Source organism: Paenibacillus sp. HB172176 (assembly GCF_011947265.1).
GTDB lineage: Bacteria > Bacillota > Bacilli > Paenibacillales > Paenibacillaceae > Pristimantibacillus.
In genome coordinates this window covers 273,538-299,416 of record NZ_JAATHD010000002.1, presented here as the reverse complement: position 1 = coordinate 299,416, position 25,879 = coordinate 273,538, and the positions used below count along the sequence as shown (strand labels likewise).

At 51.5% G+C, this 25,879-nt stretch carries 30 protein-coding genes; all 30 read left to right on the top strand.

The annotated features are described in order from the left end of the window. Positions 1-148: 148 nt before the first annotated feature. The 30 genes from spoIVA to HFP08_RS03575 all read left to right on the top strand — a co-directional run bounded on the left by spoIVA (position 149) and on the right by HFP08_RS03575 (position 25,772). Entirely contained in the window at positions 149-1,627 is a 1,479-nt protein-coding gene (spoIVA, locus tag HFP08_RS03720; protein WP_168119165.1) for a stage IV sporulation protein A, read from the top strand. 183 nt (positions 1,628-1,810) lie between these two features. After that, positions 1,811-2,086 carry an HU family DNA-binding protein gene (locus tag HFP08_RS03715; protein ID WP_168119164.1) on the top strand — a complete coding sequence of 92 codons (276 nt, stop codon included), beginning with the start codon at positions 1,811-1,813 and terminating at the stop codon, positions 2,084-2,086. 117 nt (positions 2,087-2,203) lie between these two features. Continuing rightward, positions 2,204-2,425: a trp RNA-binding attenuation protein MtrB gene (gene mtrB / locus HFP08_RS03710; RefSeq protein ID WP_168119163.1), complete on the top strand. Its 222-nt coding sequence runs from the start codon at positions 2,204-2,206 to the stop codon at positions 2,423-2,425. Between the two features lie 221 nt (positions 2,426-2,646). Then, on the top strand, positions 2,647-3,213 hold the full coding sequence (locus HFP08_RS03705) for a hypothetical protein (RefSeq protein WP_168119162.1): 567 nt from the start codon (positions 2,647-2,649) through the stop codon (positions 3,211-3,213). A gap of 98 nt (positions 3,214-3,311) precedes the next feature. After that, positions 3,312-4,181, top strand: coding sequence for a heptaprenyl diphosphate synthase component 1 (locus HFP08_RS03700; protein WP_168119161.1), 870 nt, complete (start codon positions 3,312-3,314; stop codon positions 4,179-4,181). A 5-nt stretch (positions 4,182-4,186) separates the two neighbouring features. Beyond that, positions 4,187-4,906 (top strand): demethylmenaquinone methyltransferase, encoded by a 720-nt coding sequence (locus tag HFP08_RS03695; RefSeq protein ID WP_168119160.1) that lies wholly within the window; start codon positions 4,187-4,189, stop codon positions 4,904-4,906. Further along, positions 4,903-5,778 (top strand): UbiA-like polyprenyltransferase, encoded by an 876-nt coding sequence (locus HFP08_RS03690; RefSeq protein ID WP_168119159.1) that lies wholly within the window; start codon positions 4,903-4,905, stop codon positions 5,776-5,778. The genes HFP08_RS03695 and HFP08_RS03690 overlap by 4 nt, the downstream gene beginning before the upstream one ends. Continuing rightward, positions 5,772-6,425 (top strand): UbiX family flavin prenyltransferase, encoded by a 654-nt coding sequence (locus tag HFP08_RS03685; protein ID WP_168119158.1) that lies wholly within the window; start codon positions 5,772-5,774, stop codon positions 6,423-6,425. Before HFP08_RS03690 ends, HFP08_RS03685 begins: the two co-directional genes overlap by 7 nt. Then, entirely contained in the window at positions 6,415-7,275 is an 861-nt protein-coding gene (locus HFP08_RS03680; protein WP_168119157.1) for a menaquinone biosynthesis protein, read from the top strand. The genes HFP08_RS03685 and HFP08_RS03680 overlap by 11 nt, the downstream gene beginning before the upstream one ends. After that, a complete protein-coding gene (locus HFP08_RS03675; RefSeq protein ID WP_168119156.1) occupies positions 7,272-8,246 on the top strand; it encodes a polyprenyl synthetase family protein in 975 nt (324 codons plus the stop codon). Before HFP08_RS03680 ends, HFP08_RS03675 begins: the two co-directional genes overlap by 4 nt. A 21-nt stretch (positions 8,247-8,267) precedes the next feature. Beyond that, positions 8,268-8,711 carry a nucleoside-diphosphate kinase gene (ndk, locus tag HFP08_RS03670; RefSeq protein WP_168119155.1) on the top strand — a complete coding sequence of 148 codons (444 nt, stop codon included), beginning with the start codon at positions 8,268-8,270 and terminating at the stop codon, positions 8,709-8,711. A 28-nt stretch (positions 8,712-8,739) separates the two neighbouring features. Further along, positions 8,740-9,522: a CheR family methyltransferase gene (locus HFP08_RS03665; RefSeq protein WP_168119452.1), complete on the top strand. Its 783-nt coding sequence runs from the start codon at positions 8,740-8,742 to the stop codon at positions 9,520-9,522. A gap of 69 nt (positions 9,523-9,591) precedes the next feature. Beyond that, on the top strand, positions 9,592-9,762 hold the full coding sequence (locus tag HFP08_RS03660; protein ID WP_168119154.1) for a hypothetical protein: 171 nt from the start codon (positions 9,592-9,594) through the stop codon (positions 9,760-9,762). Between the two features lie 243 nt (positions 9,763-10,005). Continuing rightward, complete coding sequence (gene aroC / locus HFP08_RS03655; RefSeq protein WP_168119153.1) at positions 10,006-11,175, top strand: chorismate synthase; 1,170 nt, start codon at positions 10,006-10,008, stop codon at positions 11,173-11,175. A 2-nt stretch (positions 11,176-11,177) separates the two neighbouring features. Continuing rightward, complete coding sequence (aroB, locus tag HFP08_RS03650; protein WP_168119152.1) at positions 11,178-12,281, top strand: 3-dehydroquinate synthase; 1,104 nt, start codon at positions 11,178-11,180, stop codon at positions 12,279-12,281. Beyond that, the gene (gene aroH / locus HFP08_RS03645; RefSeq protein WP_168119151.1) at positions 12,278-12,649 is read left to right on the top strand and encodes a chorismate mutase; all 372 of its coding nucleotides are present in this window, start codon (positions 12,278-12,280) and stop codon (positions 12,647-12,649) included. Before aroB ends, aroH begins: the two co-directional genes overlap by 4 nt. Positions 12,650-13,022: 373 nt before the next feature. Beyond that, a complete protein-coding gene (gene trpE / locus HFP08_RS03640) occupies positions 13,023-14,588 on the top strand; it encodes an anthranilate synthase component I (protein ID WP_168119150.1) in 1,566 nt (521 codons plus the stop codon). A gap of 1 nt (position 14,589) precedes the next feature. After that, the gene (gene trpD, locus HFP08_RS03635) at positions 14,590-15,633 is read left to right on the top strand and encodes an anthranilate phosphoribosyltransferase (protein WP_168119149.1); all 1,044 of its coding nucleotides are present in this window, start codon (positions 14,590-14,592) and stop codon (positions 15,631-15,633) included. Continuing rightward, positions 15,623-16,423 carry an indole-3-glycerol phosphate synthase TrpC gene (gene trpC / locus HFP08_RS03630; RefSeq protein ID WP_168119148.1) on the top strand — a complete coding sequence of 267 codons (801 nt, stop codon included), beginning with the start codon at positions 15,623-15,625 and terminating at the stop codon, positions 16,421-16,423. The genes trpD and trpC overlap by 11 nt, the downstream gene beginning before the upstream one ends. Then, positions 16,420-17,130, top strand: a complete 711-nt coding sequence (locus tag HFP08_RS03625) for a phosphoribosylanthranilate isomerase (RefSeq protein WP_168119147.1) — start codon at positions 16,420-16,422, stop codon at positions 17,128-17,130. Before trpC ends, HFP08_RS03625 begins: the two co-directional genes overlap by 4 nt. Then, a complete protein-coding gene (trpB, locus tag HFP08_RS03620; RefSeq protein WP_168119146.1) occupies positions 17,127-18,332 on the top strand; it encodes a tryptophan synthase subunit beta in 1,206 nt (401 codons plus the stop codon). The genes HFP08_RS03625 and trpB overlap by 4 nt, the downstream gene beginning before the upstream one ends. Further along, a complete protein-coding gene (gene trpA / locus HFP08_RS03615; protein WP_168119145.1) occupies positions 18,319-19,125 on the top strand; it encodes a tryptophan synthase subunit alpha in 807 nt (268 codons plus the stop codon). Before trpB ends, trpA begins: the two co-directional genes overlap by 14 nt. A gap of 140 nt (positions 19,126-19,265) precedes the next feature. Then, on the top strand, positions 19,266-20,357 hold the full coding sequence (gene hisC / locus HFP08_RS03610) for a histidinol-phosphate transaminase (protein ID WP_168119144.1): 1,092 nt from the start codon (positions 19,266-19,268) through the stop codon (positions 20,355-20,357). Between the two features lie 13 nt (positions 20,358-20,370). After that, entirely contained in the window at positions 20,371-21,459 is a 1,089-nt protein-coding gene (locus HFP08_RS03605) for a prephenate dehydrogenase (protein WP_206109179.1), read from the top strand. Between the two features lie 376 nt (positions 21,460-21,835). Further along, the gene (locus tag HFP08_RS03600; protein ID WP_168119142.1) at positions 21,836-22,429 is read left to right on the top strand and encodes an RNA polymerase sigma factor; all 594 of its coding nucleotides are present in this window, start codon (positions 21,836-21,838) and stop codon (positions 22,427-22,429) included. After that, complete coding sequence (locus HFP08_RS03595; protein WP_168119141.1) at positions 22,426-23,034, top strand: anti-sigma factor family protein; 609 nt, start codon at positions 22,426-22,428, stop codon at positions 23,032-23,034. The genes HFP08_RS03600 and HFP08_RS03595 overlap by 4 nt, the downstream gene beginning before the upstream one ends. A gap of 44 nt (positions 23,035-23,078) precedes the next feature. Beyond that, positions 23,079-23,660: a histidine phosphatase family protein gene (locus HFP08_RS03590; RefSeq protein WP_168119140.1), complete on the top strand. Its 582-nt coding sequence runs from the start codon at positions 23,079-23,081 to the stop codon at positions 23,658-23,660. Positions 23,661-23,854: 194 nt separating this feature from the next. Further along, entirely contained in the window at positions 23,855-25,015 is a 1,161-nt protein-coding gene (locus HFP08_RS03585; RefSeq protein ID WP_168119139.1) for a hypothetical protein, read from the top strand. Between the two features lie 44 nt (positions 25,016-25,059). Then, the gene (locus HFP08_RS03580) at positions 25,060-25,566 is read left to right on the top strand and encodes a gamma carbonic anhydrase family protein (protein ID WP_168119138.1); all 507 of its coding nucleotides are present in this window, start codon (positions 25,060-25,062) and stop codon (positions 25,564-25,566) included. 23 nt (positions 25,567-25,589) lie between these two features. Then, entirely contained in the window at positions 25,590-25,772 is a 183-nt protein-coding gene (locus tag HFP08_RS03575; protein WP_168119137.1) for an IDEAL domain-containing protein, read from the top strand. Positions 25,773-25,879 lie beyond the last annotated feature (107 nt).

The window sequence follows — 25,879 nt, the reverse complement described above, 5'->3', positions numbered from 1 at the left end:
AAGATTTCGTAGACGGAATCGGCATAATTGGACAGTCTGAACATATGATGTTACTAGTCCAAAAAGTATGTACGAGTTGCGTCGCTGGCCTGCCCTCTTGTCCGGTGGAAGGCGGCGAACCGGAAAATCAATTGGGAGGGGATATTCAGTGGAGAAAGTAGACATTTTCAAGGACATTGCCGAGAGAACCGGCGGGGATATTTACCTCGGCGTGGTAGGAGCTGTCCGGACGGGCAAATCGACCTTTATCAAACGGTTCATGGAAACGGTAGTGCTTCCGAACATCGCGAATGAATCCGACCGCATCAGAGCCGTTGACGAGCTTCCTCAAAGCGCCGCAGGCAAAACAATAATGACGACCGAACCTAAATTTGTTCCGAATCAGGCGGTTCAATTGAAGGTTGCTGAAGGTCTTGAGGTGAATGTGAGGCTGGTTGACTGCGTGGGCTACGCGGTTGAAGGAGCCAAGGGCTATGAAGACGAGAATGGACCTCGGATGATTACGACCCCTTGGTTTGATGAGCCGATTCCATTCCAGGAAGCAGCCGAGATCGGCACGCGCAAGGTTATTCAGGAGCATTCCACATTAGGCGTTGTCGTGACGACAGACGGTACGATTGCAGAAATTCCAAGAAGCTCGTATGTTGTGGCCGAGGAGCGGGTCGTTGAAGAACTGAAGGAGGTCGGCAAGCCTTTCGTTCTTATCATCAACTCGACAAAACCGCGCAGCGAGGAAGCGCAGCAGCTCCGCAGCGAGCTGCAGGCCAAGTACGATATACCGGTTATGACGCTCAGCGCGGCAACGATGGGCGAGGAAGAGGTCATGTCCGTACTGCGCGAGGTGCTCTATGAATTCCCTGTGCATGAGGTGAATGTCAATCTTCCGAGCTGGGTTATGGTGCTCAGCGACAATCATTGGCTGCGCAGCAACTACGAAAATTCGGTTAGAGATACCGTGAAGGATATCCGGAGACTGCGGGATGTCGAGCGCGTCGTCACGCAGTTTATGGATTACGACTTCATTGCCAGAGCCGGACTCAGCGGCATGAATATGGGTCAAGGCGTCGCCGAAATCGACCTGTATGCTCCGGATGAGCTATACGACCGGATTCTGATGGAGGTCGTCGGCGTGGAAATTCGCGGCAAGGATCATCTGCTTCAGCTGATGCAGGAATTCTCGCATGCCAAGCGGGAATACGACCGCTTCGCGGAATCGCTGGAGATGGTGAAGACGACGGGCTACGGCATCGCCGCGCCGTCGCTTGCCGAGATGGCGCTTGACGAGCCCGAGCTTATTCGTCAAGGCTCTCGCTTCGGCGTTCGCTTGAAGGCTACGGCGCCTTCCATTCATATGATCCGGGTGGATGTCGAGTCGGAATTTGCGCCGATTATCGGAACGGAGAAGCAGAGCGAAGAGCTCGTTCGTTACTTGATGCAAGATTTCGAAAATGATCCCATCAAAATTTGGGAATCGGACATATTCGGGCGTTCCCTCCACTCCATTGTCAGAGAGGGCATTCAAGGGAAGATCGCGATGATGCCGGACAATGCGCGTTACAAGCTGCAGGAAACGCTTGGCCGGATTATTAACGAAGGTTCGGGCGGCCTGATCGCGATAATTCTGTAGGCTATGCCGGAACCCGTTTCGAATTAATCGAAGCGGGTTCTTTTTTTTGAGGATTATTGGATTTAACTTGAAATTGCGTTTGGGCTGTATTACTATAAGTTTGTCCAGTCAAAAGGTATATATTTGAAGTTTTCGGTGAATAAGAGGGATAAGAGCGTTCGATTGCTATAAGGAGGTGAAACAATGAACAAAACAGATCTGATTGCAAAGGTAGCCGATTTGTCGGAATTATCCAAGAAGGATGCGACCAAAGCTGTTGATGCCGTTTTCGAAGCAATCTCCGATGCATTGCAAAGCGGAGATAAAGTGCAGCTTGTCGGCTTTGGCAACTTCGAGGTTCGCGAGCGTCAAGCGCGCAAGGGCCGCAATCCGCAAACCGGCGAAGAGATTGATATTGCCGCAAGCAAGATGCCGGCTTTCAAGCCAGGCAAATCTCTTAAGGACCTCGTATCCAATTAACGCATACACGTCAATAAACGCTCGAACCTGTAAACGGTTTGAGCGTTTTTCGTTGCATTAAGCCCATTATTCCTCTATAATTCATGGATAATATGCGTTAACTGCGGAGGGAATAACATGGAACCAACGGTAGGCGATTATATTGTTGTGAAAGCGAAAGATGGAGGAGTGCAAGTCATCGGGCTGACGCGCGGACATGACACCAAGTTTCATCATACGGAGAAGCTCGACAAGAACGAGGTTTTGATTTGCCAGTTCACTGATCATACCTCAGCCATCAAGATCAGAGGAAAAGCGATTGTAATGACCAAATATGGAACCGTTGAAACGGATCAATAAAACGAAAATTTGCAACGATTGGAAGCAGGCGCCGCCTGCTTTTTTGCTGCCCGGCCGCATTGATCTTTATTACAAAGGCAAGGATTAACGGCTTGTCGCATAATCGCTCTTTGGCGCTCGTACACTGTAGTATGGCATCCAAGTGCGTATGAGTCCAATTTCGAATGCGCAGACTTATAGGGATGAACGGTCATTTCGATTGTCGATGAGGAGGAGCTGCAGTGGCAGTGAAAAAATCATTTTTGACCGCGTGCATGTGGACGCTGATTATTACGCTTGGCGCGGCCTGGATTCCTTACATGATTCGAGAGAAGGATAATGCGGCGCATCCTCTTGCCGTATTCAAGCAAGCGCCCTTGCGCCATATGACGAACGGCAATATTGTGGATATTCTGATCGGGGTGCCTCTGCGCGAGAAAATTTCCCATGCGGAATGGAATCGTTCCGTGCTTGCGATCGAGCTTTCGGTTCCTGCTGACAGCGGAAGGCCCGAAGCCTGGTTTGAGGATGTGAGAAAGCTGATTCAGGTTTCCTTCCAGCAGCTTGACAATGTCAATCGATTGTTGATTCAAATTGTCGAGTGGAGCTCCGGCAATAAAAAGCTATTGACGGCTATGGACATACGAGGCTCGGATGAGTGGTTGAGCGTCAGCCTCTCGCAATTGGATTATGCCGATCCCTTTCATGACGAGCTGTGGCGCGAGAGGCTTCGCGTCAGCTTCACCTCCGCTTGGGAAGAAAGATTTGGCAAGGCAAGCTCCTTCTCCGCAAAATCATCAAAATCATGAACATCATCAAGCGGCATATGCTCTTTATGGCAAGTTGTGCTATAATAGCTTAGATTATTGAGCGGCAAGGTTGTTGCTCTGTTCGGAGGCTCATTCCTATGAAAACATACCGCATAACTGAGATGGCAGAACAATACGCGAGCCATGACATGATTCAAAGACATACAACCATTCCGCCGCTGCCAGACTGGAGAGCCAAGCTGCTCTTTGCCGTATTGAATGAACAGCATGCGCTAAGCGATCGGAGCGAGCTTTATACGCTGGTCACCTCGCTTGTTCAGCTTGGTATGGACACGCATGACTTGATTGATAACGATAGCGACAGGCAGACGACCGAGCAAATGCGCTCCCGTCAATTGAAGGTGCTTGCGGGGGATTACTTTTCTTCACGCTTTTACCAGCTGCTCGCAGGAGCGGGGCAGATTGATATGGTAGGCAAGATCAGCGGCGCGGTATGCGAAGTGAATCGATTGAAGGTAAACTTGTATACGAGAATGCGCCAGCTTCGCGTGACGGCCGATGACTATTTCGGACAAGCCGTTCAGCTCAGAAGCGAGCTGTACCAGCATTTCGCGTCGATGCTCGAGGGCAGCATGTCACGGATTTGGCCTGAGCTGCTTGGCAGCGTTTCTAGATGCGAGGTGGCGCTTGATGAGCTTGAACGCGCCGACTCGAAGGAGAGGTTCGAGAAAAGCTGGGGCTATTGGTACGTCTTGCAGAACGGAACGAACGAAGAACGCGAGCAGTTGAAGGAAGCCGACATGCAGCCGCATGCCAGAAGAGTACTAATGGACAAATACGAGGTTCGCAGGCTGCTTGACGGAAAATTCAGTCAGTCCTTGGAGCAATTGAAGTCGATTGCGTCAAAGCTGGATTCGAGCAAGCTCATTAGCGAGCTTGCTGTCATTTCCGAAGGTCTGTTGCAGAAGCTGGGCAGCCATCCGGCTGCTCTTAACGAGATGAGGTAAGCAAGGTGGAGAGCGAATCAAAGAAACATGTGCATGCGCTATTCGAGACGATAGCGCCCCAATATGATTTTATGAATGATGTCATATCGTTTAGAAGACACAAGGCCTGGCGTAAATATACGATGAAGCAGATGAAGGTGGAGAGAGGCCAGAGCGCGCTTGATGTTTGCTCCGGCACCTGCGATTGGACGATTGATCTGGCCCGGGCAAGCGAAACGGGAAAGGTTGCAGGACTGGACTTCAGTCAAAATATGCTCGAGGTGGGAGCGCAGAAAATTAACAAGCTTGGTTTGCAGAAGCGGATTGAGCTTGTGCAAGGCAATGCCATGAGCCTGCCCTTCCCGGACAACTCCTTCGATTTCGTCACAATAGGCTTCGGTTTGCGGAACGTGCCGGACTATTTGCAAGTTTTGAAAGAAATGCACCGGGTTGCGAGGCCGGGCGGCAAGGTAGTTTGCCTGGAGCTATCCAAGCCTTCCTGGCAGCCCTTCAAAGGCATTTATTATTTGTATTTCGAACATATCATGCCCTTATTCGGCAAGCTGCTGGCCGGTCGCTTCAAGGAATATCAATGGCTGCCCGACTCGCTCAAGCTGTTCCCGGATGCCAGAGGCTTGACAAAGCTGTTCTCGCAGGCAGGTCTTCAGCACATTCAAGCGCACCCGTTCTTCGGAGGAATCGCGGCGCTGCATATAGGGACGAAGGGACAGGTTGGAGAGCAATGATTCGCAAACTAGGCATAATTCTTGAAATGATAAAATTCGAGCACACGGTATTCGCGTTGCCGTTCGCCTATATGGGCGCCATTCTGGGGGCGGTGGTCATGCAAGGGCATTTGCCAAGCTGGGCGCAGATTGGCTGGGTATCCCTGGCGATGTTCGGGGCCAGAAGCGCGGCAATGAGCTTGAACCGGGTTATTGACAAAACGATTGATCTTCATAATCCGAGAACAAAAAACAGGGCGATTCCAGCTGGCTTGCTGAAGTCGGCAGAGGTGCTCGTTTTCATATTGGCCTCGTTCGCGATTCTCATTTGGGCGGCATCGAATCTTGCTCCAATTGCAATGAAGCTCATGCCGATCGCCGTATTCTTTCTTGTTGTATACTCCTATACGAAGCGGTTCACATGGCTCTGCCATATCGTGCTCGGCATGACGATCGCCCTGTCGCCGCTAGGCGGCTGGATTGCCGTTACCGGCAAGTTCGACGCCGTCGCATGGCTGCTCTACGTGACGGTAGCGCTCTGGATTGCGGGCTTTGACATCATCTACGCGACGCAAGATTATGAATACGACTGCGAGCATGGCGTGCATTCGATTCCCGCGCAATTCGGCATCGCCGGTTCTCTCTGGATCGCTCGCGCCTTGCATGGGATAACCGCATGCGGGTTTGTGACGCTGTTCATGATGACGGAACTGAGCTGGCTGTATCTATTCGGCGCTGTGTTATCGATCACGCTTCTGTTCTATCAGCATTACATGGTGAAGCCGACGGATTTATCCCGAGTGCAGACCGCTTTCTTCGGTATGAACGGAACGCTGAGCGTCGTGCTCTTCCTCTTCACGATGGCTGACTTGCTGGCGGTTCGGTTATGGTAGAGCATGGAAGGGGACTTCGCGATTATCGTCCGGAGCGGCCGCGAAGCTGGGTTGTCGGTATAACGGGAGCAAGCGGCGCTGTATATGGAATCAAGCTGGTGGAAGAGCTTCTTGCACAGCGCTGCGAAGTGCATCTTGTCGTTACGGAAGCAGGCTGGAGAGTCATCAAGGAGGAGCTTGGCTGGGAGACGGCCAGGAGGGCGGAGACACTTGCCGCACATTTCCCGGACGCTATCGCTTCCGGCGCGCTGATCTATCATCCCAACGGCGATATCGGGGCGTCGATTGCAAGCGGCTCCTTCCGCACGGAAGGCATGCTCATCATGCCGTGCTCCATGGGTACATTGTCTTCAATCGCGCATGGCAGCTCGAACAACTTGCTCACGAGAGCGGCAGACGTTATGCTTAAGGAGGGCAGGCCGCTCGTGCTTGTTCCTCGCGAAACGCCGCTGCACGCGATTCATCTCGAGAATATGTTGAATCTCGCCAGACTTGGCGTTCGTATCGTTCCGGCAATGCCTGCTTTCTATTACAAACCGCAGTCCATGGATGAGATGATCGGGTTTCTGGTAGGCAAAGTATTGGATCAGATACATATACAGCATGATTTATACAGAAGATGGGGAGATGAGCAGAATGGCCTTTGAACGCCATATCGCCATCGGTGAAATCGATTATGCCAACGCATGGCCTTTGTTTATCGGATTAGAGCGATATTTGACAGGAATTTCTTACGAACGCAAGCCGCATGTTCCGTCACAGCTGAACAGGCTGCTGTCAATAGGAGAGCTGGACATGGCGGCCGTCTCTTCCTTCGCATACGGACAGCATGCCGAGAGCTACGCCCTAATGCCGCAGTTGTCGGTCGGCTCAATCGGCAAGGTGCATTCCATATTGTTGTTTCTGAAGAAGCCTCTCGAGGAGGAGCTTCCGAGTCGGATCGCGGTAACGACTACTTCGGCAACCTCGGTGAATTTGTTGAAAATCGTCATGGCAATGAAATGGCAGTGCACCCCTGAATACATAGCTTGCGAACCGCGGCTGGAAGAGATGCTGGCGCATTCGGACGCTGCGCTGTTGATTGGCGATCCTGCCATTAAAGCTTCCTGGGAGAATCGGGATATGCATGTGGTTGATCTTGGCGAGATGTGGCACAATTGGACCGGTCTTGGCATGACCTATGCGGTTGTGGCGGTAAGAAGAGAGGCAATTGCGTCAGCCGCTAACGAGGTTAATCGAGTTCATGAAGCAATGAAGGACACTTTGAGGTATAATTTGCTTCATAGAGAACAATTGAGCGATCGGGCTTGCCGGGTTCTGGGCGGCTCGCGCAAGTACTGGGATCACTATTTCCGCTCGCTTCAATATGATTTCGGAGAAAAGCTGAGAGACGGTCTTGCGCTTTATTACAGCTACGCATGGCAATTAGGATTGCTTGATTCTCCAGTCGACATGCGTTTCATGGAAGAACAATCCCCCCAAAAGGTGAAGGAATGAAACTATTAGATTTGTACGCAAAGATGAAAGGCGATTTGAATCGCATTGAGCAAGAGCTGGAGCGAAGCGTAACGGACGATCATGCGCTGCTTAGCGAGGCGTCGACCCATCTGCTGAAGGCCGGAGGAAAGCGACTGCGCCCCGTATTCGTTCTCTTATCCGGCAAGTTCGGCAGCTATAATCTTGAGGTTATGAAGAAAATTGCCGTTCCCCTTGAACTGATACATATGGCGTCACTTGTTCATGACGATGTAATCGATGACGCGGATACGCGTCGCGGACAATTGACGGTAAAGTCGAAATGGGATAACCGAATTGCGATGTACACCGGCGACTATATTCACGGCAAAGCGCTGTCGATTGTTACAGAGCTTCCGAATCCTGCGATTCATCGTATACTTTCGGGAGCGCTCGTGCAGATGTGCATCGGCGAAATGGAGCAAATACGCGATTTCTTCAATACCGGGCAAACCGTGCGGAATTATTTGCTGCGCATTCGGAGGAAAACGGCTATTCTGATTGCGATAAGCTGTCAGCTCGGAGCGTTAGCCTCAGGCGTTGATGCTGGGACCGCGAACAGATTGTACCGATACGGGTACAACGTGGGCATGGCGTTCCAAATACGCGACGATATGCTTGATCTGTACGGAACCGAGAAGCAAATCGGCAAGCCGCCCGGCTCGGACATTCGCCAAGGGAACATTACATTGCCTGTCATTCTTGCGCTCCAGGAACCCGGCATTCGCGATTCGTTGCTTCATGAAATTCGCAAAATAAAGGATGCGGAAGGAGAAGCCGATACGCGAAGAGCGATTGATATGATCAGAAGCAGCACTGGCGCCGGACTTGCTGAAGAGCTGGCGGGCAGATACATACAAAAGGCGCTCGACGCAATAGCTGGATTGCCGGCGATTACGGCCAAGAAAAATTTGACAGATATCGCCCATTTTGTTGGCAAAAGAAATTATTAATTGTGAAGGAAGGATATTCAGATGGAGAAGACGTTTCTTATGATAAAGCCGGATGGCGTGCAGCGCGGATTGATTGGGGAAATCATCTCCCGTTTCGAGAGAAAGGGCCTGCAGCTGCAAGCGGCTAAATTCATGATTTTGTCGGAAGAGCTGGCGGAGAAGCATTATGAAGAGCATAAGGGCAAGTCGTTCTATGAGCCGCTGCTCTCATTCATCACGTCCGGGCCCGTTTTTGCCATGGTTTGGAGCGGCGATAATGTCATTGCGCTTACACGGGCGCTAATTGGCAAGACCGATGCCATCGACGCAGCGCCGGGCACGATTCGCTCCGACTTTGCCGTACATACGAACTTTAATCTGATTCACGGCTCCGATTCGATCCAGAACGCCGAGAGGGAGATTAACTTGTATTTCAAGCCGGAGGAGCTTGTAGCTTTCGAGCATACCATTCAACGGTGGATTTAACAGCTGACTTAAGGCGATGGGGGATATGATGTCCGAAGATCAAGATTTCACTCATTTTATTAGCCGAATCAAGCGGAAAACAGGGATCGACTTGTCGCAATACAAAGAGGGGCAGATGAAGAGGCGATTGACGACTCTTCGCATGAAGCACGGTTTCGGTTCCTTTGCGGAATATGATGAAGCTATGGAGCATAATCGCGCTCTGCTGAACGAGTTTCTCGACAGGATGACGATCAATGTGTCTGAATTCTGGAGAAATCCGGCAAGATGGGAGGTGCTGCGCGATCGCTTTCTCCCCCTTATGCTGGAGAATCGGACCTCTAGGCTGAGGCTATGGAGCGCCGCCTGCTCCACGGGCGAGGAGCCGTACACCTTGACGATGATTCTGAATGAGCTTGGCGTGATGGAGCGCTGCAGCGTGCTGGCAACCGATTTGGACAGCACTGTGCTGCACAAGGCGAAGGAAGGCGTCTACCTGGAGCGATCGCTTAGAGATGTTCCTTCGAACTGCAAATCAAAATATTTTCAATCGTCGGAAGGCGCTTATGTTATTTCCGATATTTTGAAGCGCGGCATTCGCTTCGAGCAGCAGAATTTGCTGCATGATCCCTTCGAATCCGGCTTTGATCTGATTGTCTGCCGCAACGTGATGATTTATTTCACCGATGAGGCCAAGCATCTCCTCTATCATAAATTCGCAGCGGCTTTAAAGTCAGGCGGCATTCTTTTCGTAGGAAGCACGGAACAGATTTTCTCGCCTGGGCAATACGGGCTCGAGACGGCGGATACGTTTTTTTATCGAAAAATGTGAGTCATACGTATATCGTAATTCCTCTTATCCTATACTAGATCTATGCAACTCAATTTGGAGGGGAATAGATTGGACAAGCGCAAAGTCATTGCGGCTTATCGACGGGGCTTTATTACCATTCAAGAATGCGCGCAAATTATCGGCGTGGACAATAGGCAGATGACGAGGCTGATTAATGATCCGAAGCTGATTTCAGAGGTCGTATCGCTGCGCGAGCAGCCTACTGTCAACAGTCTCTAGGCTGCGGAACAGTTTTGCTGCTTCACCATGCATAGTGAAAGAACAAAGTCGGGTCCGAGACTTCCGTAAGGAAGGGGGCCCGATTTTTTTGCGAGCATAATGGATTATATCTGCTTTTTGCAGGCCTTGAGGCTGCCGCGATTTCTTGTCAAACCCGCACCGCTGTACTATAATGAGCAAAGATGTTTAGGGCACGACAAGAGAGCGAGTCGACCGGGACTTGCGTCAGAGGAGGAGCTAGGCTTGAGTTTACGCTATTTGACAGCTGGAGAGACCCACGGTCCGCAATTGACCGCGATCATAGAAGGGTTGCCAAGCAATTTGAAAATCGATTTCGAAGAATTGAACTTTCAACTTCTTCGCCGACAGAAGGGACATGGACGCGGCAGAAGAATGCAGATCGAAACGGATACCGCCAATATTGTGGGCGGCGTGAGACATGGAAGAACGACCGGAGCGCCTGTAGCGCTTGTTGTGGAGAATAAGGATTGGAAGCACTGGACCAAAGTGATGAACATTGAACCGATTGAAGGCAGCGACGAGGAGAAGCGCCGGGTTCATCGTCCTAGGCCCGGACATGCGGATCTGAACGGCGGATTGAAGTATAATCTGAAGGATCTTCGCAATGTGCTGGAGCGCTCCAGCGCGAGGGAAACGGCGGCAAGAGTCGCGGTTGGCGCGGTAGCCAAGCAATTGCTGGCGGAATTCGGCATCAAGGTTGCGGGACAAGTGATTCGGATCGGGGAAATCGAAGCGCCGCCCAATCAACTGGGCGTTGACGATTTGATTAGATTGACGGAGGAATCTTCCGTGCGCGTCGTCGACAAAGAGACCGAAAACCGAATGACCGCTTATATCGATCAAATCAAGGCGGAAGGCGACTCCATCGGCGGCGTTGTGGAATGCATCATCGAAGGCGTACCGATCGGGCTTGGCAGCCATGTGCAATGGGATCGGAAGCTGGACGGAAGAATCGCCCAGGCGGTTGTATCCATTAATGCATTCAAAGGCTGCGAGATTGGGATAGGCTTTGAAGCGGCGGAGCTTCGAGGCTCACAGGTGCATGATGAAATTCTGCACAGCGAGGAAAGAGGCTATCATCGCGCGTCGAATCGTTTGGGAGGCTTTGAAGGCGGTATGACGAACGGCGAGCAGATTGTGGTGCGCGGCGTTATGAAGCCGATTCCAACGCTGTATAAGCCGCTTAGAAGCGTTGACATCGATACCAAGGAGCCGTTCACAGCTCAAGTCGAGCGTTCCGACAGCTGCGCGGTGCCGGCTGCGAGCGTCGTGATGGAGCATGTGGTGGCCTGGGAAGTGGCAAGAGCGTTCCTCGAGAAGTTCGGCGGCGATTCCATTGAAGAAATTCGCGCCAATGTGAAGAGCTACGAAGCGCAATTGGAGCAGTATTAACGATGAGAGAGCTAATCGTTAATCTGGGTGAACGCTCTTATCCGATTTATATCGGCGAAGGGCTGCTGGGCGACGCTGCCGCTTATTTCGAGAAGAATGGCATTTCCAAGAAATCCTCGATCCTGATTATTACGGATGATCATGTCGCGCCTCATTATTTGGGGCAGCTTGAAGCCAAGCTGTCCCAAGGAGGCTATCCCGTCGTCAGCGCGATTGTTCCCGCAGGGGAAAGCGCGAAATCGCTGACTATGCTCGAATCGTTAATCGGTAAAGCGCTCCAGGGAGGACTTGACCGCAAGTCGGCGGTCGTCGCGCTCGGAGGAGGCGTTGTCGGAGATTTGGCGGGGTTCGTGGCCGCCTCCTTCATGAGAGGCGTCAAATTCGTACAGATTCCGACGACGATTCTTGCTCATGACAGCAGTGTAGGCGGCAAGGTTGCCGTCAATCATCCCATGGCCAAAAACATCATAGGAGCTTTTCATCAGCCGGAATTCGTGCTTTATGATCTGAGCACGCTTCAAACGCTTCCCGCTAGAGAAGTCATTGGCGGTTTGGCCGAGGTTGTGAAGCATGGCTTGATCTGGGATGCAGGGTTCGTGGAATGGTGCGAGGAGAATGCCGAGAAGCTGCTTGGGCTTGATCCGGAAGCGCTGGGCTATGCGCTTTATAACGGCTGCAGCGTGAAAGCCTCCGTGGTGTCGCAGGATGAGCGCGAGAACGGATTGCGAGCGATTCTGAACTTGGGCCATACGATCGGGCATGCGTTGGAGGCTGTCGCTGGCTATGGCGTATTGGAGCACGGCGAAGCTATCGCGATCGGCATGATTGGATCGGCCAGGCTTGGCGTTCGATACGGGGCGCCGCAAGAAGTATACACGACCACGAAGCGGGCTTTGGAGAAATGCGGACTGCCGATCGCGATCCCCCAGAATTTCGATTCGGAGGCGATCATGAAGGCGATGATGCATGATAAGAAATTTTCCGAAGGCATTATGACCTTTGTCGTACCGACTGCGATCGGGAAAGTGGAGATCAAGCCCGATGTTCCTGTATCATGGGTAAGAGAAATTGTTGAGGAATTGAAACGGGAGGAAAAACAGCTATGAGTGTACGCGGAATTCGGGGAGCACATACGGTAGATTCGAATGATCCCAAGCTGATTGCAAGCGCAACGCTGGAAATGATTAATGATATTATCGCGTATAATCATATCGCGCCTGAAGATATTTGCAGCGTTCTGATTACGGTTACGAATGATCTGGACGAAGCCTTCCCTGCGCAGGCGATTCGACAAGTGCCGGGCTGGGAGCTAGTTCCTTTGATGTGCGCGCTGGAGGTGCCGGTTAAGGGAAGTCTCGAGAGATGCGTCCGGTTGATGGTTCTTGTGAATACCGAGCTCAGTCAAGCCGAGATTCAGCATGTATATCTGGGAGGAGCGAAAGCGCTTCGTCCGGATTTGGCAAATTCGAAATAAGCGGTTGACGCAGAGCCGCGGTTTGCTATATATTTATACCCATAAGTATTTGACGAGCAGAGATGAGTAGAGCAGATTTGAGCCGAGTTGAGATGAGCTGAGCATTTGTACCGCAGTAGAGCCGAGATAAATTCCTAAGGTCAGAACGCAATGGAAATGGGAACAAGCAGTTGTTCGGTCATGCTGAGCAAGCGCTTGTAGAGCTGTTCCTATATTGCGTTGTTGCTCGAAGGCGAAATTTGGCATACGGCGCGGTTGATATCATCCATAACTTAGGCGCTCCTGCTCTTGCAGGAGCTTTTTTATTTGCACTGCGAATTGCCGCAAAGCGAAAGCAGAAGTTTTTTTCTTAAGAAAATGGAGGTCGTTCACTATGACGAATGAATTGAATCGCATCATTAAGCTTGCCGGCACGTATAATCTGATCCCAATTATGCGAAGCGTAATGGCGGATACCGAAACGCCTATCCGGCTGTTCCAGCATTTCGCGAAGGAGGATCACGCATTCCTGCTTGAAAGCGTGGAGGGCGGAGCGAAATGGGCGAGATATTCGTTCATCGGTACGGATCCCTTCATGAAGCTGTACGGGAAAAACGGCGAAATGATTCTTGAGGTGAAGGGCGATCGACAAGCGGTGAACGAGAAGCCGATTGAATTATTGAAGGCAAAGCTGCGTTCCTTCCGCAGCCCGTCGCTCGCGGAGCTTCCTCCTTTCACCGGCGGCGCCATCGGTTTTTTCGGCTATGATCTTCTGCAATATTACGAGAAGCTGCCTGCGCATCGCGTTGATGATTTGAGGATGAACGATATGCAATTCATGTTCTGCGATCAAGTCATCGTATTCGACCATTTCAAACAGCATCTCCAAATTGTCGGAAACGTGCATATTTCGGAAGGAGCTTCGGATCGCGAAATTGCCGCTGCATACGCCGCTGCGGTGGAGAAGCTGGAGGCAACCATTGAAAGGCTGCAGCAGCCGATTATGCCGGCCGCCATTCCAAGCTCGGCAATTCCTGTCGATCCCGAGCTCGGCGACGTAACCTCGAATCTGACGAAGGAGCAATTCATCTCGAACGTGAACCAGGCGAAGGAATATATTCGAGCGGGGGACATCTTCCAGGTGGTGCTGTCGCAGCGCTTCAGCATTGAAACGACGGTCGATCCCATGCATGTGTATCGCGTGCTTCGCACGATGAATCCATCGCCTTACATGTATTATTTGAAGATGGGGGAAGAGATTATTGTCGGCACCTCTCCGGAAGCGCTGGTGAAGGTTAATGACGGCAAGGTCGAGACGAGGCCGATCGCGGGCACGAGACCTCGCGGCGCTACGCCCGAAGAGGATCTGGCGCATGAGAAGGACTTGCTTGCCGACGAGAAGGAACGAGCGGAGCATCTGATGCTTGTAGATCTCGGTCGCAACGATATCGGAAGAGTATCCGAATTCGGCTCGGTGAAATGCGATACGTTCATGGATATCGAACGCTACTCCCATGTGATGCACATTGTGTCGAATGTATCGGGCAAGCTTCGCGAGGACAAGGATTTCTTCGACGCGTTCATCTCTTGTCTTCCGGCAGGCACGGTATCGGGCGCGCCGAAGCTTCGCGCGATGGAGATTATCGCCGAGCTGGAGAACGAAGCGCGCGGCGCCTATGCCGGAGCAATCGGCTATCTCGGCTTCGGCGGCACGATGGATACTTGCATTACGATTCGCACGATCATATTCAAGCATGGCAAAGCTTATGTGCAAAGCGGAGCCGGCATCGTATGGGATTCCGTGCCTGAGAATGAATACATGGAAACCGTGAATAAGGCGAAGGCCATGCTGAAGGCGATACGCGCGGCAGAAGCCGGCTTCTTGAAACCGGCTGCCGATTATACCGCTGCCACGATTAATTCGGATTATAATGTCGCAGCCGGAGAGGGGATTTCTTAAGATGACGAATGTAATGACGATCCAGCAATCATTGAACAAAATCATCAGCGGCAATGACCTGACGAGAGGGGAAGCAGAGGCCGTCATGAGCATGATCATGAACGGCGAGGCCACGCCCGCGCAGATTGGAAGCATTGCGACGGCTCTGCGCATGAAAGGCGAGACAAAGGAAGAAATTACGGGCTTCGCGGCAGCGATGAGGCAGCATTCCAATCATGTGAGCACAGAGCAAAAAGGCTTGCTCGATACATGCGGGACAGGCGGCTCAGGCATTCATAAGTTCAATATTTCGACCGCATCCTCGATCATTGCAGCAGCGGCGGGCATACGCGTCGCGAAGCATGGCAATCGCGCGATGTCCGGCAAGACGGGCAGCGCCGATGTGCTGGAAGCGCTCGGAGTCAATATTTCCTTATCGCCGAAGCAGGCTGCGATTTGCTTGAACGAGATCGGCATATGCTTCATGTTCGCGCAGCTCTATCATCCGTCGCTCAAGCATGCGGCAGCGCCGAGAAGGGAGCTTGGCATTCGTACGATATTCAATATGCTTGGGCCGCTGACGAATCCGGCGGGCGCCGACCGCCAGCTGCTCGGCATCTACGACCGCTCACGCACGTCAACGATTGCCGAGGTGCTTGGCGAGCTTGGCCTCACGCGCGCGCTCGTTGTGAGCAGCCATGACGGCCTTGATGAAATCAGCATCTCGGCTTCCACGCAAATTTCCGAGCTGAAGAACGGACTTGTGACCACCTTTGATCTTGAGCCGGAGGCGCTTGGGCTGAAGCGTCATGCGATAACGGAAGTGCAGGGTGGCGAGCCTGAAGTGAACGCATCGATCATTCGCGCGATTTTCTGCGGTGAAGAGAAGGGCGCTTACCGCGATATTGTGCTGGCGAATGCCGGCGCATGCATTTATGTCGGCGGCTTGGCCGAATCGATCCGCGACGGCGTTGCGATAGCGGCGGATGTTATTGATTCCGGCAAGGCGAACGATAAATTGAAGATGCTTATTCAAATGACAGGAGAGCTGGCGCATGTTTCTTGATAAAATCGTAGCGACCAAAAAACAAGAAGTGGAAGCTTTGACCGAAATTTTTCATTTATCCGAATACGAGAAGCAAATTGATGCCATGGCGCCTTGCCGAGGCTTTGAGGCTGCGCTTGGACGCGGGAAACGAAAGCATGAGCTTGGGTTGATCGCTGAGGTGAAAAAGGCTTCGCCTTCCAAAGGCTTGATCAGAGAGGATTTTCATCCGGCGTTTCTGGCTGAGGCCTATGAAGCCGCCGGAGCGGATTGCATCTCCGTTCTGACGGACCGCGATTACTTCCAGGGCTCCAACGATTACTTATCCTTGGTAAGAAGCACGGTCGGAGTGCCCCTGCTTCGCAAGGATTTCATCATTGACTATAGACAAGTGTATGAGGCGAGGGTTATCGGCGCGGACGCCATTCTTCTGATTGCCGCCATTCTGACTTCGTCCGAGCTTTCCCGGCTCTATGATTTGGCCAAGGAGCTTGGCATGGATGTACTTGTAGAGGTGCATGACGAAGAAGAGCTGAACACGGTACTGGAGCTGAATAAGGCTTCGCTCGTCGGCATCAACAATCGCAATTTGAAAACCTTCGTCACCGATTTAACAACAACGGAAGCGTTAATCGGCATGATGCCGAAGGAGGTTACGGTCATTAGCGAGAGCGGCATTGCAGGCAAGAAGGATATGGACTATCTGCAATCCATTGGCGCGCAGGGCGTTCTAATCGGCGAGCATTTCATGCGGCAGAACGATATTGAAGCTTCCGTTCGTGAACTGATGGGACCGGTGACGCAGCGATGACTGCCCTCAATGCCGGTCATTCCAGAATTAAAATATGCGGGTTGAGAGACGAAAAAACGATTCAAGCGATGAATGGCTTGCCTGTTGATGAGATCGGCTTCATCTTCGCTCCGAGCAGAAGGCGGATCGATAAGGCTGACGCTCCGAAATTGATACAAGCTGTTCATAGCCTTTCCGCACGAGGCGGACAGGCTCCGAGAGCTGTTGGTGTGTTCGTGAACGAGCCGCTCGAAGAGCTTGATTTGCTCCTCGGAACCGCTTCGCTCGACGTCGTGCAGCTTCACGGGGCGGAAACGCCCGAGTACATTGCCGAGCTTCGGCGCAGACATCCCCGCATACAGGTGTGGAAGGTGTTCTCCATTCGAAGCTCAGACAGCGATGCTGCGTGTACAGAAGCGGCACTTGCCGAGCTCGCTTTGGCGCGGCTTGCTCCATACCGTTCTTGCGTTGAAGCGATTCTGATCGACGCCCCCGGGGGCGGAACGGGCGAGGCCTTCAATTGGATGGCTATCGATCATTATCAGGCCGCTTCGGACAGCATAGGTCTGCCGATGTATATCGCAGGCGGTCTTCATGCCGACAATGTCCGGACGCTGCTCGGAACCTACCGGCCATATGGAATCGACGTGTCCAGCGGTGTGGAAACCGATGGAATCAAAGATATTGAAAAGATGAGATTATTCGTAAGAAGGGTGATGGAAGCATGAATCAGATACCAGACGAGAATGGCAGATTCGGGATATTCGGCGGAAGATACGTTCCCGAGACGCTTATGAACGCTTTGCTTGAGCTCGAGGAAGCCTATGCGCATTATTCGAAGGATCCTTCCTTCCAGGAGGAAGTGCGCGAGCTGCTCTACAAATATTCGGGAAGGCCGACTTCGCTCTATTACGCGAAGAGGCTGAGCGAGCAGCTCGGCGGCGCGAAAATCTATTTGAAGCGCGAGGATCTGAACCATACCGGCGCGCATAAAATCAACAATACGATCGGACAAGGCATTCTTGCGAAGCGCATGGGCAAGAAGAAAATTATCGCGGAGACGGGAGCCGGTCAGCATGGCGTGGCTTCGGCGACGATTGCGGCGCTGCTTGGGCTCGAATGCAAGGTGTTCATGGGCGAGGAGGATACGAAGCGTCAGCAACTGAATGTTTTCCGCATGAATCTGCTCGGTGCTGAAGTCGTTCCGGTTACCTCCGGCACGCGCACCTTGAAGGATGCTTGCAACGAAACGCTGCGTTACTGGGTAAGCAACGTGAACGATACGTATTATATTCTCGGCTCTGTTACAGGCCCGCATCCGTATCCGATGATGGTTCGCGACTTCCAGCGCATTATTGGAGATGAAGCGCGTCGTCAAATTTTGGAGGAAGAAAGCAGACTGCCCGATTATATCGTGGCGGCGGTCGGCGGCGGCAGTAATGCGATGGGCATCTTCTATCCGTTCGTGAACGATGAGAACGTGAAGCTGATTGGCGTGGAGGCTGCCGGCAGAGGCGTGGACACAGAGGAGCACGCGGCCACGATGACCAAAGGCAAGCATGGCGTATTCCAAGGCTCGCTGAGCTATGTGCTTCAGGATGAGCATGGACAGGTAATGCCGGCGCATTCGATATCGGCAGGACTTGATTATCCGGGAATCGGCCCTGAGCATTCCTATCTGAAGGACTCAGGGCGAGCGGAGTATGTGCCGATTACGGATGCGGAAGCGCTTGAAGCGCTGCAGCTGCTGTCCAGAACGGAAGGCATTATACCGGCGCTGGAATCGGCTCATGCGATCGCGCAGACGATGAAGCTTGCGCCGACACTCGACAAGGACAAGGTAATCGTGGTGAGCCTATCCGGCCGGGGAGACAAGGATGTTGAGTCGATAATGGGATATTTGGGAGGAAACGCGAATGAACGCCATTGATCAGAAATTTGCTGAACTGAAGAAGGAAGGAAAGACTGCGCTCATTCCATTCATCACAGTCGGAGACCCGGATCTGGACACCTCGCTGGCCATTGTCAAACAATTGGAGAAATCAGGCGCCGATATGATCGAGCTTGGTGTGCCGTATTCCGATCCTCTTGCGGACGGCCCCGTTATCCAACGCGCATCCGAAAGGGCGCTGCGCAGCGCGATTACGCTGACGGCATGCATGGACCTGGCAGATAGCGCGCGCAAGGAAGGCGTTCAAATACCGCTCATTCTGTTCACCTATTTCAACCCGGTGCTCCAGTTCGGCCTCGACGCTTTCTTCGAAAGCATTAAAAATAAAGGCATCAGCGGACTAATCATTCCCGATCTGCCGATCGAAGAGGATGTGGAGACGCGCCAAATGGCGGAGGCAGCGAATATTCACCTCATTCCGCTTGTTGCGCCGACCTCAAAGGATCGCGTCACACGGATTGCGAAGAAGGCAAAAGGCTTCGTCTATTGCGTCTCGTCGCTTGGCGTGACCGGGGTTCGTTCGGATTTTCACAGCGATATCGACGAATTCCTGACAACGGTGCGAGAGGCGACCGATCTTCCTATCGGAATCGGCTTCGGCATCTCCACCCGCGAGCAGGTTGCGCGCTTCGAGATGCAATGCGACGGAGTTATCGTGGGCAGCGCCATCGTTCGCAAGATTGAAGAGAATGTTGGATTGCTTGCTGATAGCGGTACTCGTGAGCAAGGGCTGCGGCAAATCGGCGATTTTGTTTCCTCCTTGAAAGGCTGAACGAAACAATGCGTATTTTGAAGAAGTCTTCCTTCACTGGAAGACTTTTTCTTTGCATTCACTACTTTAAAACGGATTTCAGATATGAGACAATGGAAAACGGAGATTTATAGTAGATTATATCGAGAGGTGAACCCAGCATGCAGCCCAAATCGAATATTGTTCATTTGCCCGTCTATCAGCCAGGCAAGCCCATTGAAGACGTGAAGAGAGAATTAGGATTGACCGAGGTCGTAAAGCTGGCCTCCAACGAGAATATGTTCGGCTTCTCGGAGCATGCCAAAGCGGCGATGATCAAGGAAATCGCTGAATCCAATATGTATCCGGACGGAGCGAGCGTAGAGCTGACAAATGTGCTGGCAGAAAGGCTTGGCGTACATACGAATCAAATCATCATGGGCTCCGGCTCAAGCGATATTATTCTTATGATTGCGCGAGCCTTTCTCGTTCCGGGCGATGAGACGATCATGGCGGATGAAACCTTCGGCCAATACAAGCATAATGCCGAAATCGAGAACGCGAGAATCATCGAGGTTCCGTTGAAGGAAGGCAAGCATGATTTGCCTGCGATGCTGGCCAAGGTATCCGACAAAACGAAGGTGATCTGGATATGCAATCCGAACAACCCGACAGGCACGATTGTGAGCAACGAGGAGCTGAATGCCTTCATGAAGGCATTGCCGTCCCATGTTCTTGTCGTGCTCGACGAGGCATACGGCGAATATGTGCTTGACGAATCCTACAGCGACGGAGTGGGCATGCTCGACGATTATGCGAATTTGGTCGTGCTTCGCACCTTTTCGAAAATATACGGCTTGGCTGCGCTTCGCATCGGATACGGCGTGGGTCGTCATGATGTCATCGGGTTCATTAATCAAGTTCGCGAGCCTTTCAACACGACCCGATTAGCGCAAGCGGCGGCGACGGCAGCGGCGAAGGATCAAGATTTTATTCAAAGCTGCGTGAAACGCAATCAAGACGGACGCGAATATTTGTACAAGCAATTCGACAGGCTGGGTCTTGCATATTTCGAGTCTCATGCCAATTTCGTCATGGTCGATGTGAAGAGCTCAACGATTGAAGTGTTCGATGGATTGCTTCGTCAAGGCGTAATCGTCCGGCCGAGATGGAGATGCTATCCAACGCATATTCGAGTTACGATCGGCACGCAAGAGCAGAACGAGAAATTTATCGCAGCCTTGGAACAAGTATTGCAGGAAGTGACGGTGTAGATAACAGCTTATGATGAATGTTGCCATATTTGGAGTCGGATTGATCGGCGGTTCAATTGCTTTATGTCTGAAGGACAAGCCGGGGATAACCGTAACGGGATATTCCAATCGAGAGGCCTCCGTGCAGAAATATTTGGAACGCGGGGTTGTGGATAAAGGCACAACCTCGATTGAAGAAGCGGCAGAACATGCGGATTTCATCTTCCTCTGCGTGCCTGTCGGAAGTCTTCCGCATTACTTGGAGGAATTAAGCAAATGCCGGCTGAAGGATGGCTGCGTCATTACGGATGTGGGCAGTACGAAAGGCTCAATCGCAAGCTATGCCGCTTCGCTTGATCTGCATCGCGCTACCTTCATTGGCGGACATCCGATGGCCGGATCAGAGCGCACAGGCGTCGAAGCCGCATCGTACCATTTGCTCGAGAATGCTTTCTATGTCCTTACGCCTCCAGAAGGAGCGCCAACCCACGCGATTGCGAGGCTGAAGGAATTGCTGGCTTATACCCGGGCCAACATTGTATTGGCCGACCCTGACACGCATGACGAGATCGTCGGCGCGATCAGCCATTTGCCGCATATTATCGCAGCCGCGCTTGTCAATCAGGTTCGCGGCTATAATGAGGCGAATGATTTGTATGAATCGCTGGCGGCTGGGGGATTCCGCGATATTACGAGAATCGCCTCCGGCGATCCGGTGCTGTGGCGCGATATTCTGTTGGACAACCGAAAAGTGCTGCTCCGATTGTTGGAGGATTGGAACGCTCAGATGGGCGGATTTATTCGCATGCTCGAGACAAGCGACGGGGAAGGCATAGAGGAAGCGTTCCGCACGGCTGCGGATTTCCGGAACGGCTTGCCGGAGCGTCGCAAGGGCATGATCGTTTCCATATACGATTGCTATGTCGACGTGCCCGATCATCCGGGAATCATCGGGAAGATTGCAAGCGTGCTGGGGAATAACCGCATTAACTTGAGCAATATCCAGATTATCGAGAGCCGGGAGGATGTACCGGGCGTGCTTCGACTATCGTTCCGCAGCCAGGATGATCTGGATCAGGCGATTTCGCTGCTGGGAGAGCTTGGTTACGCTGTGCATCAATAAAAGAAAATCACAATAAGCGTTTTCATTATTTTAATGAAAACGCTTATTGACAAATTGGAAGCGTATACATATAATAAGGGTACAGTATGGTTTCTCTCCACTCCTATCCAATAACTGAGGCGCTCGACATGAACGCCAGCCACTCCTCGGAGTGGCTATTTTTTTGTAAAAAAACTTGGTATAAACCAATTTTTATTCTAATTTCAAAAGTCGGAATGTCGAACAAAGCAGGAATTTGCCTTTGAAGCTCGAATTATTAACTACTCGCTATGAATAAAAAAATGATGATATCAACCGCAACTTTTTGTTCCCGGATCGGTACAATTAACAGAAGAGGTTCCGGGGATAATCAGCAGGTGGAGGAGGTTCGCCTGTCATGACTGATTCCCAGTTAATACGTGAGATTAAGGATGGCAATGTCGAGCTGTACTCCGAGCTGATGAATCGGTACCAGCGCAAGATACTGGCGTTCGTCTTCCATATGCTTAAAAGCGCGAAGCTTGAGCTCATGGCTGAGGATTTGTGTTCTGAAACCTTTTACAAAGCGTATCGCAGCCTTCACTCTTTTAGAGAAATGGATGCGTCTTTCTCGACATGGCTTTATACAATCGCCCGCAATACTGTTCTAAGCGAGCTGCGCAAGCAAAAATCAGCAAATGTATCCCTCGATGAAGCCGGCTTTGAGCCCGTCGCTTCGAAGGACGCCACTCCGGAACAGCAGCTGCTTCGCAACGAGCGGGTCGCAATGGTAAGAGAGGCAATCAATCAATTGCCGGAAAAACAGCGTTCGGCGCTCATTCTTCGTGAATATGATCAGCTTGATTATCAAGAAATCGCGAATATTCTTGGTCAAACGGTCAGCTCCGTCAAGTCGTTGCTGTTCAGGGCAAGAGCAAGTGTGAAATCGCAGCTTGAGCCTTATTTCGGCCAAACGCAGATGGAAGAAGAATTTGAGAGGATGAATACGTGATGAAATGCGAGGAGGCACAGAATAAACTCAGCAGCTTCTTCGATTGGCCTGAGGATTGTCAGGAAAAGATCGAGGTGGAGGCACATCTGCTTGAATGCGAGGAATGCGCTGAACAATTCAGCTTCTGGGAGGATAGCGAAGAGTTGATTCGCGAATACTCGAATGAGGAGGAAGCGTTCGAGCTGGCCAATGATGTCAATCGAAACGTTATGGATCGAATCTATAAAGAGCAATACTGGCTGTTGCCAGTTTCGAATAAGAGCTATCACTTCTCGAAGAGCTTCAGACGCAATATGGCGATTATGATTGCCGCCTGCATGGCGATGTTCACTTGTGCGCTTTTCGTCTTTCTGTTCGATTATAGGGACAATCATTCCCAAGAGCAACTACAGCAGCTAACCGGATTGATCGACACGGCGAATGTTTCAGGGGAAAGCGCAGTACTCGCTACCGGTCTGTATGCGGAAGTGCCGGTCGCGAGCATCAGCGATCCGTTCGTGCTCCAGGTTGTGCCGTCGTTCCCGCAATATTACGTAGCGTTGTCGCTTCTGGGTCTCGTGATGGCATTGCTCCTGTTGAATTGGTTTTCACGAACGAGAAATTAGACTTCATCCTCAGAAGCAGGAAATCAGAATGGAGTGGCTGAGAATTGCGAATAGGCTTGGTCAGACATGGACAGACCGATTGGAATGCAATTGGAAGAATTCAAGGGCAAACGGATATCGCTCTTAATGGCGAAGGCATCAGACAAGCGCAAGCGCTGGCCGATCGTCTGGGCAGTGAGCCTCCCCTGTGGAATGCGGTCATATCAAGCGATCTTCGCCGCGCTTACGCAACGGCGAAGATCATCGGTGACACGCTGGACATTCCGTTGCTTGATCCGGATCCGCTTTTGCGCGAGCGATCCTTCGGTGAAATCGAAGGAACAACTCTGGAGGAGCGCGAAGAGAAATACGGTGAATCATGGAGGGAGCAGGAGCTTGGCATTGAGTCCGATGAGCATTTGCGCGCCAGAGGCAGAAAGTTTCTAGAGAGGCGATTGCTTCGGAATAAAGAGGAGAATCTATTGATTGTGACGCATGGAAGCTTCATTGCCGAGATGCTGCTGGAGCTGTGCGAAGAACTGGAAGATCAAAGACTCCACAATCTGTCTTACTCCATTCTGGAGCGAAGCGGTGATTCTTGGCTGCCGTTGCTTCACAATTGCTCGAAGCATCTGGAACATTTATAGAGGATACACTTATGCATCGACTGAAGCTGTTACGCTTCCAGTCGGTGTTTTTTGTATTTCTTCATGCATTCGGAATTGTGTTCCGCTTACAAAAGGTATGATTTTCGAGAAATGACCCATAATGGTAGTAAAACCAAAGGCCAGATATTACATATCTAGAGTTGCATCCGTGCTGTGCGCAAAGGAGGCTGCATATGAATTTCTCGGATATGCTCGGTTATGCCGACATAGGACAGCTTAGCAGAATTGCGGAGGTCTACCGCTGCGAATGCAACGGGAATTCTAAAAACGAGCTTATCCAGTCGATATTGTCCACCGTCAGCCGTCATGATGTGTTCGACGAGCAAATCAGCCAGATGAAGCTTGAAGAACTGAGATTCCTGAATTCGCTCTTGTTCGAGACGAGGGAGTCCTACAGTCTGGAGGATCTGGTGGCGAGAGTTCAGCAAAGCAGGTACGGCAATGACGAAGAGGAACAGAAGGAACCATCTGCGGGGAAGAAAACCGTCAGAAGCAGGAAGGCTGCTGCAATGGCCAACCAAGCGCCCAGTCCCAGAGAGGTTATCGCAAGATTCAAGCATCATGGATGGCTGTTTAATGGCTTTAGCGGACCAAACCGATATTTGTTCCAGGTTCCCCATGATTTGAAGCTGCGCTTTCGGGAGACGCTCAGGAGGCGGTTTGTGCAGCAATTGCAATATACAGACGAACCGCCGTTATATCGCGACGAACAAGGACTGATGATCGGGGATGTGAAATCGGCGCTGCATTTCATTCGTCATAATGACATTCAATTAATGGCGGATGGCTCCATGTACAAACGATTTCTGCTGCAGCTTATTGACCGCATGGGAGTGTCGGAGGAGATGCCGTCCAAGGGAGCATGGCGCTTCGGATATGGCAGACATTTCAATCATTATCCCGATCGCTTCTCCTTTCTCTACGATTATTGCTTCCATTGCAAATATATAAGCGAACAAGAAGAGCTTCTATCAGTGACAGATCGCGGTTTGGAGAGACTTGAAGGAGCCCCCTCCGACGAGGCGGATCAGATGTTCCATTATTGGCTCAAGCTTTACAGAACGCCGATTGCCAACGTATCGGCGCTCGTGCATTGGATACAAGCGTTCTCGGAGGAGTGGGTAACCGTCGATTCGCTCCGGAAGGTACTTGCTCCATTCATTAAGCCTTACTTCTACGATGATGCCAAATCCATCCTTGAAGGCCGAATCTTGACAATGATGATGCATCTTGGTTTGATACGTATAGGGGAGCATCAGAGCTTCGGGACCGTCGTACGAATGACGAAGGCCGGAAACAAGCTTGTCGCGGGCAATAGTCTGCAGCTGCGCTAGCGGAATCAAACAAGGAGTTGCCCCCAGCCGGGAGGAGAGTTGCCATGTTATTGCCTTACAAGGAAAGAATGCCGTCTATCGGTGCAGAATGCTATATTGCCCAAGGCGCAAAAATCATCGGGGATGTCGAAATAGACGAGCGAAGCACAATTTGGTTCAACGCGGTGCTTCGCGGCGATCTGGCGCCAATTCGTATCGGGCGAAGCTGCAATGTGCAAGATGGCGCGGTGGGTCATGTCAATACGGATCAACCGTTGCTGATCGCGGATGAAGTATCTATCGGGCACGGAGCAATCATACACGGATGCACGATAGGCAAAGGTACATTAATCGGAATGGGGGCAATCGTACTTAACGGAGCAGATGTTGGTGAATATGCTTTAATAGGAGCCGGTTCGATTGTGACAGAGAACAAGAAGATCCCACCCTATACGCTTTCTCTCGGAACACCTGCCAGAGTCGTAAGAGAATTGACAGAGGATGATTTGCTTAGGATGCGGAAGACGATGGAGAGCTATGTGACGAAAGGAATGGAATATAGGATATCTTAGGCGTCGATGTGGAGGTGTATCCTATGGATAAAACAAAGGTAACATATGAAGCTATGCTCGGACTCGTTGCAGAGCTTGTGCTTGATGAGGCCGTCCGGAATTTTCAGAGAGATCAACTGAACCATGCCATTGACGAAGCGCTCGCCGCTGGAGATGAAGATATTTTTTACCGATTAACGCAGCAGCTCAACGAGCTGGAGTCATAGAATGAAGAGAAGCTTCCATGCTACGAAGGATAATTTTCACGCCTTCTAGCAATCGGAAGCTTTCTTTTGTAAGATAAGAGACAGCGTTCATGCATCATACAAGAGAA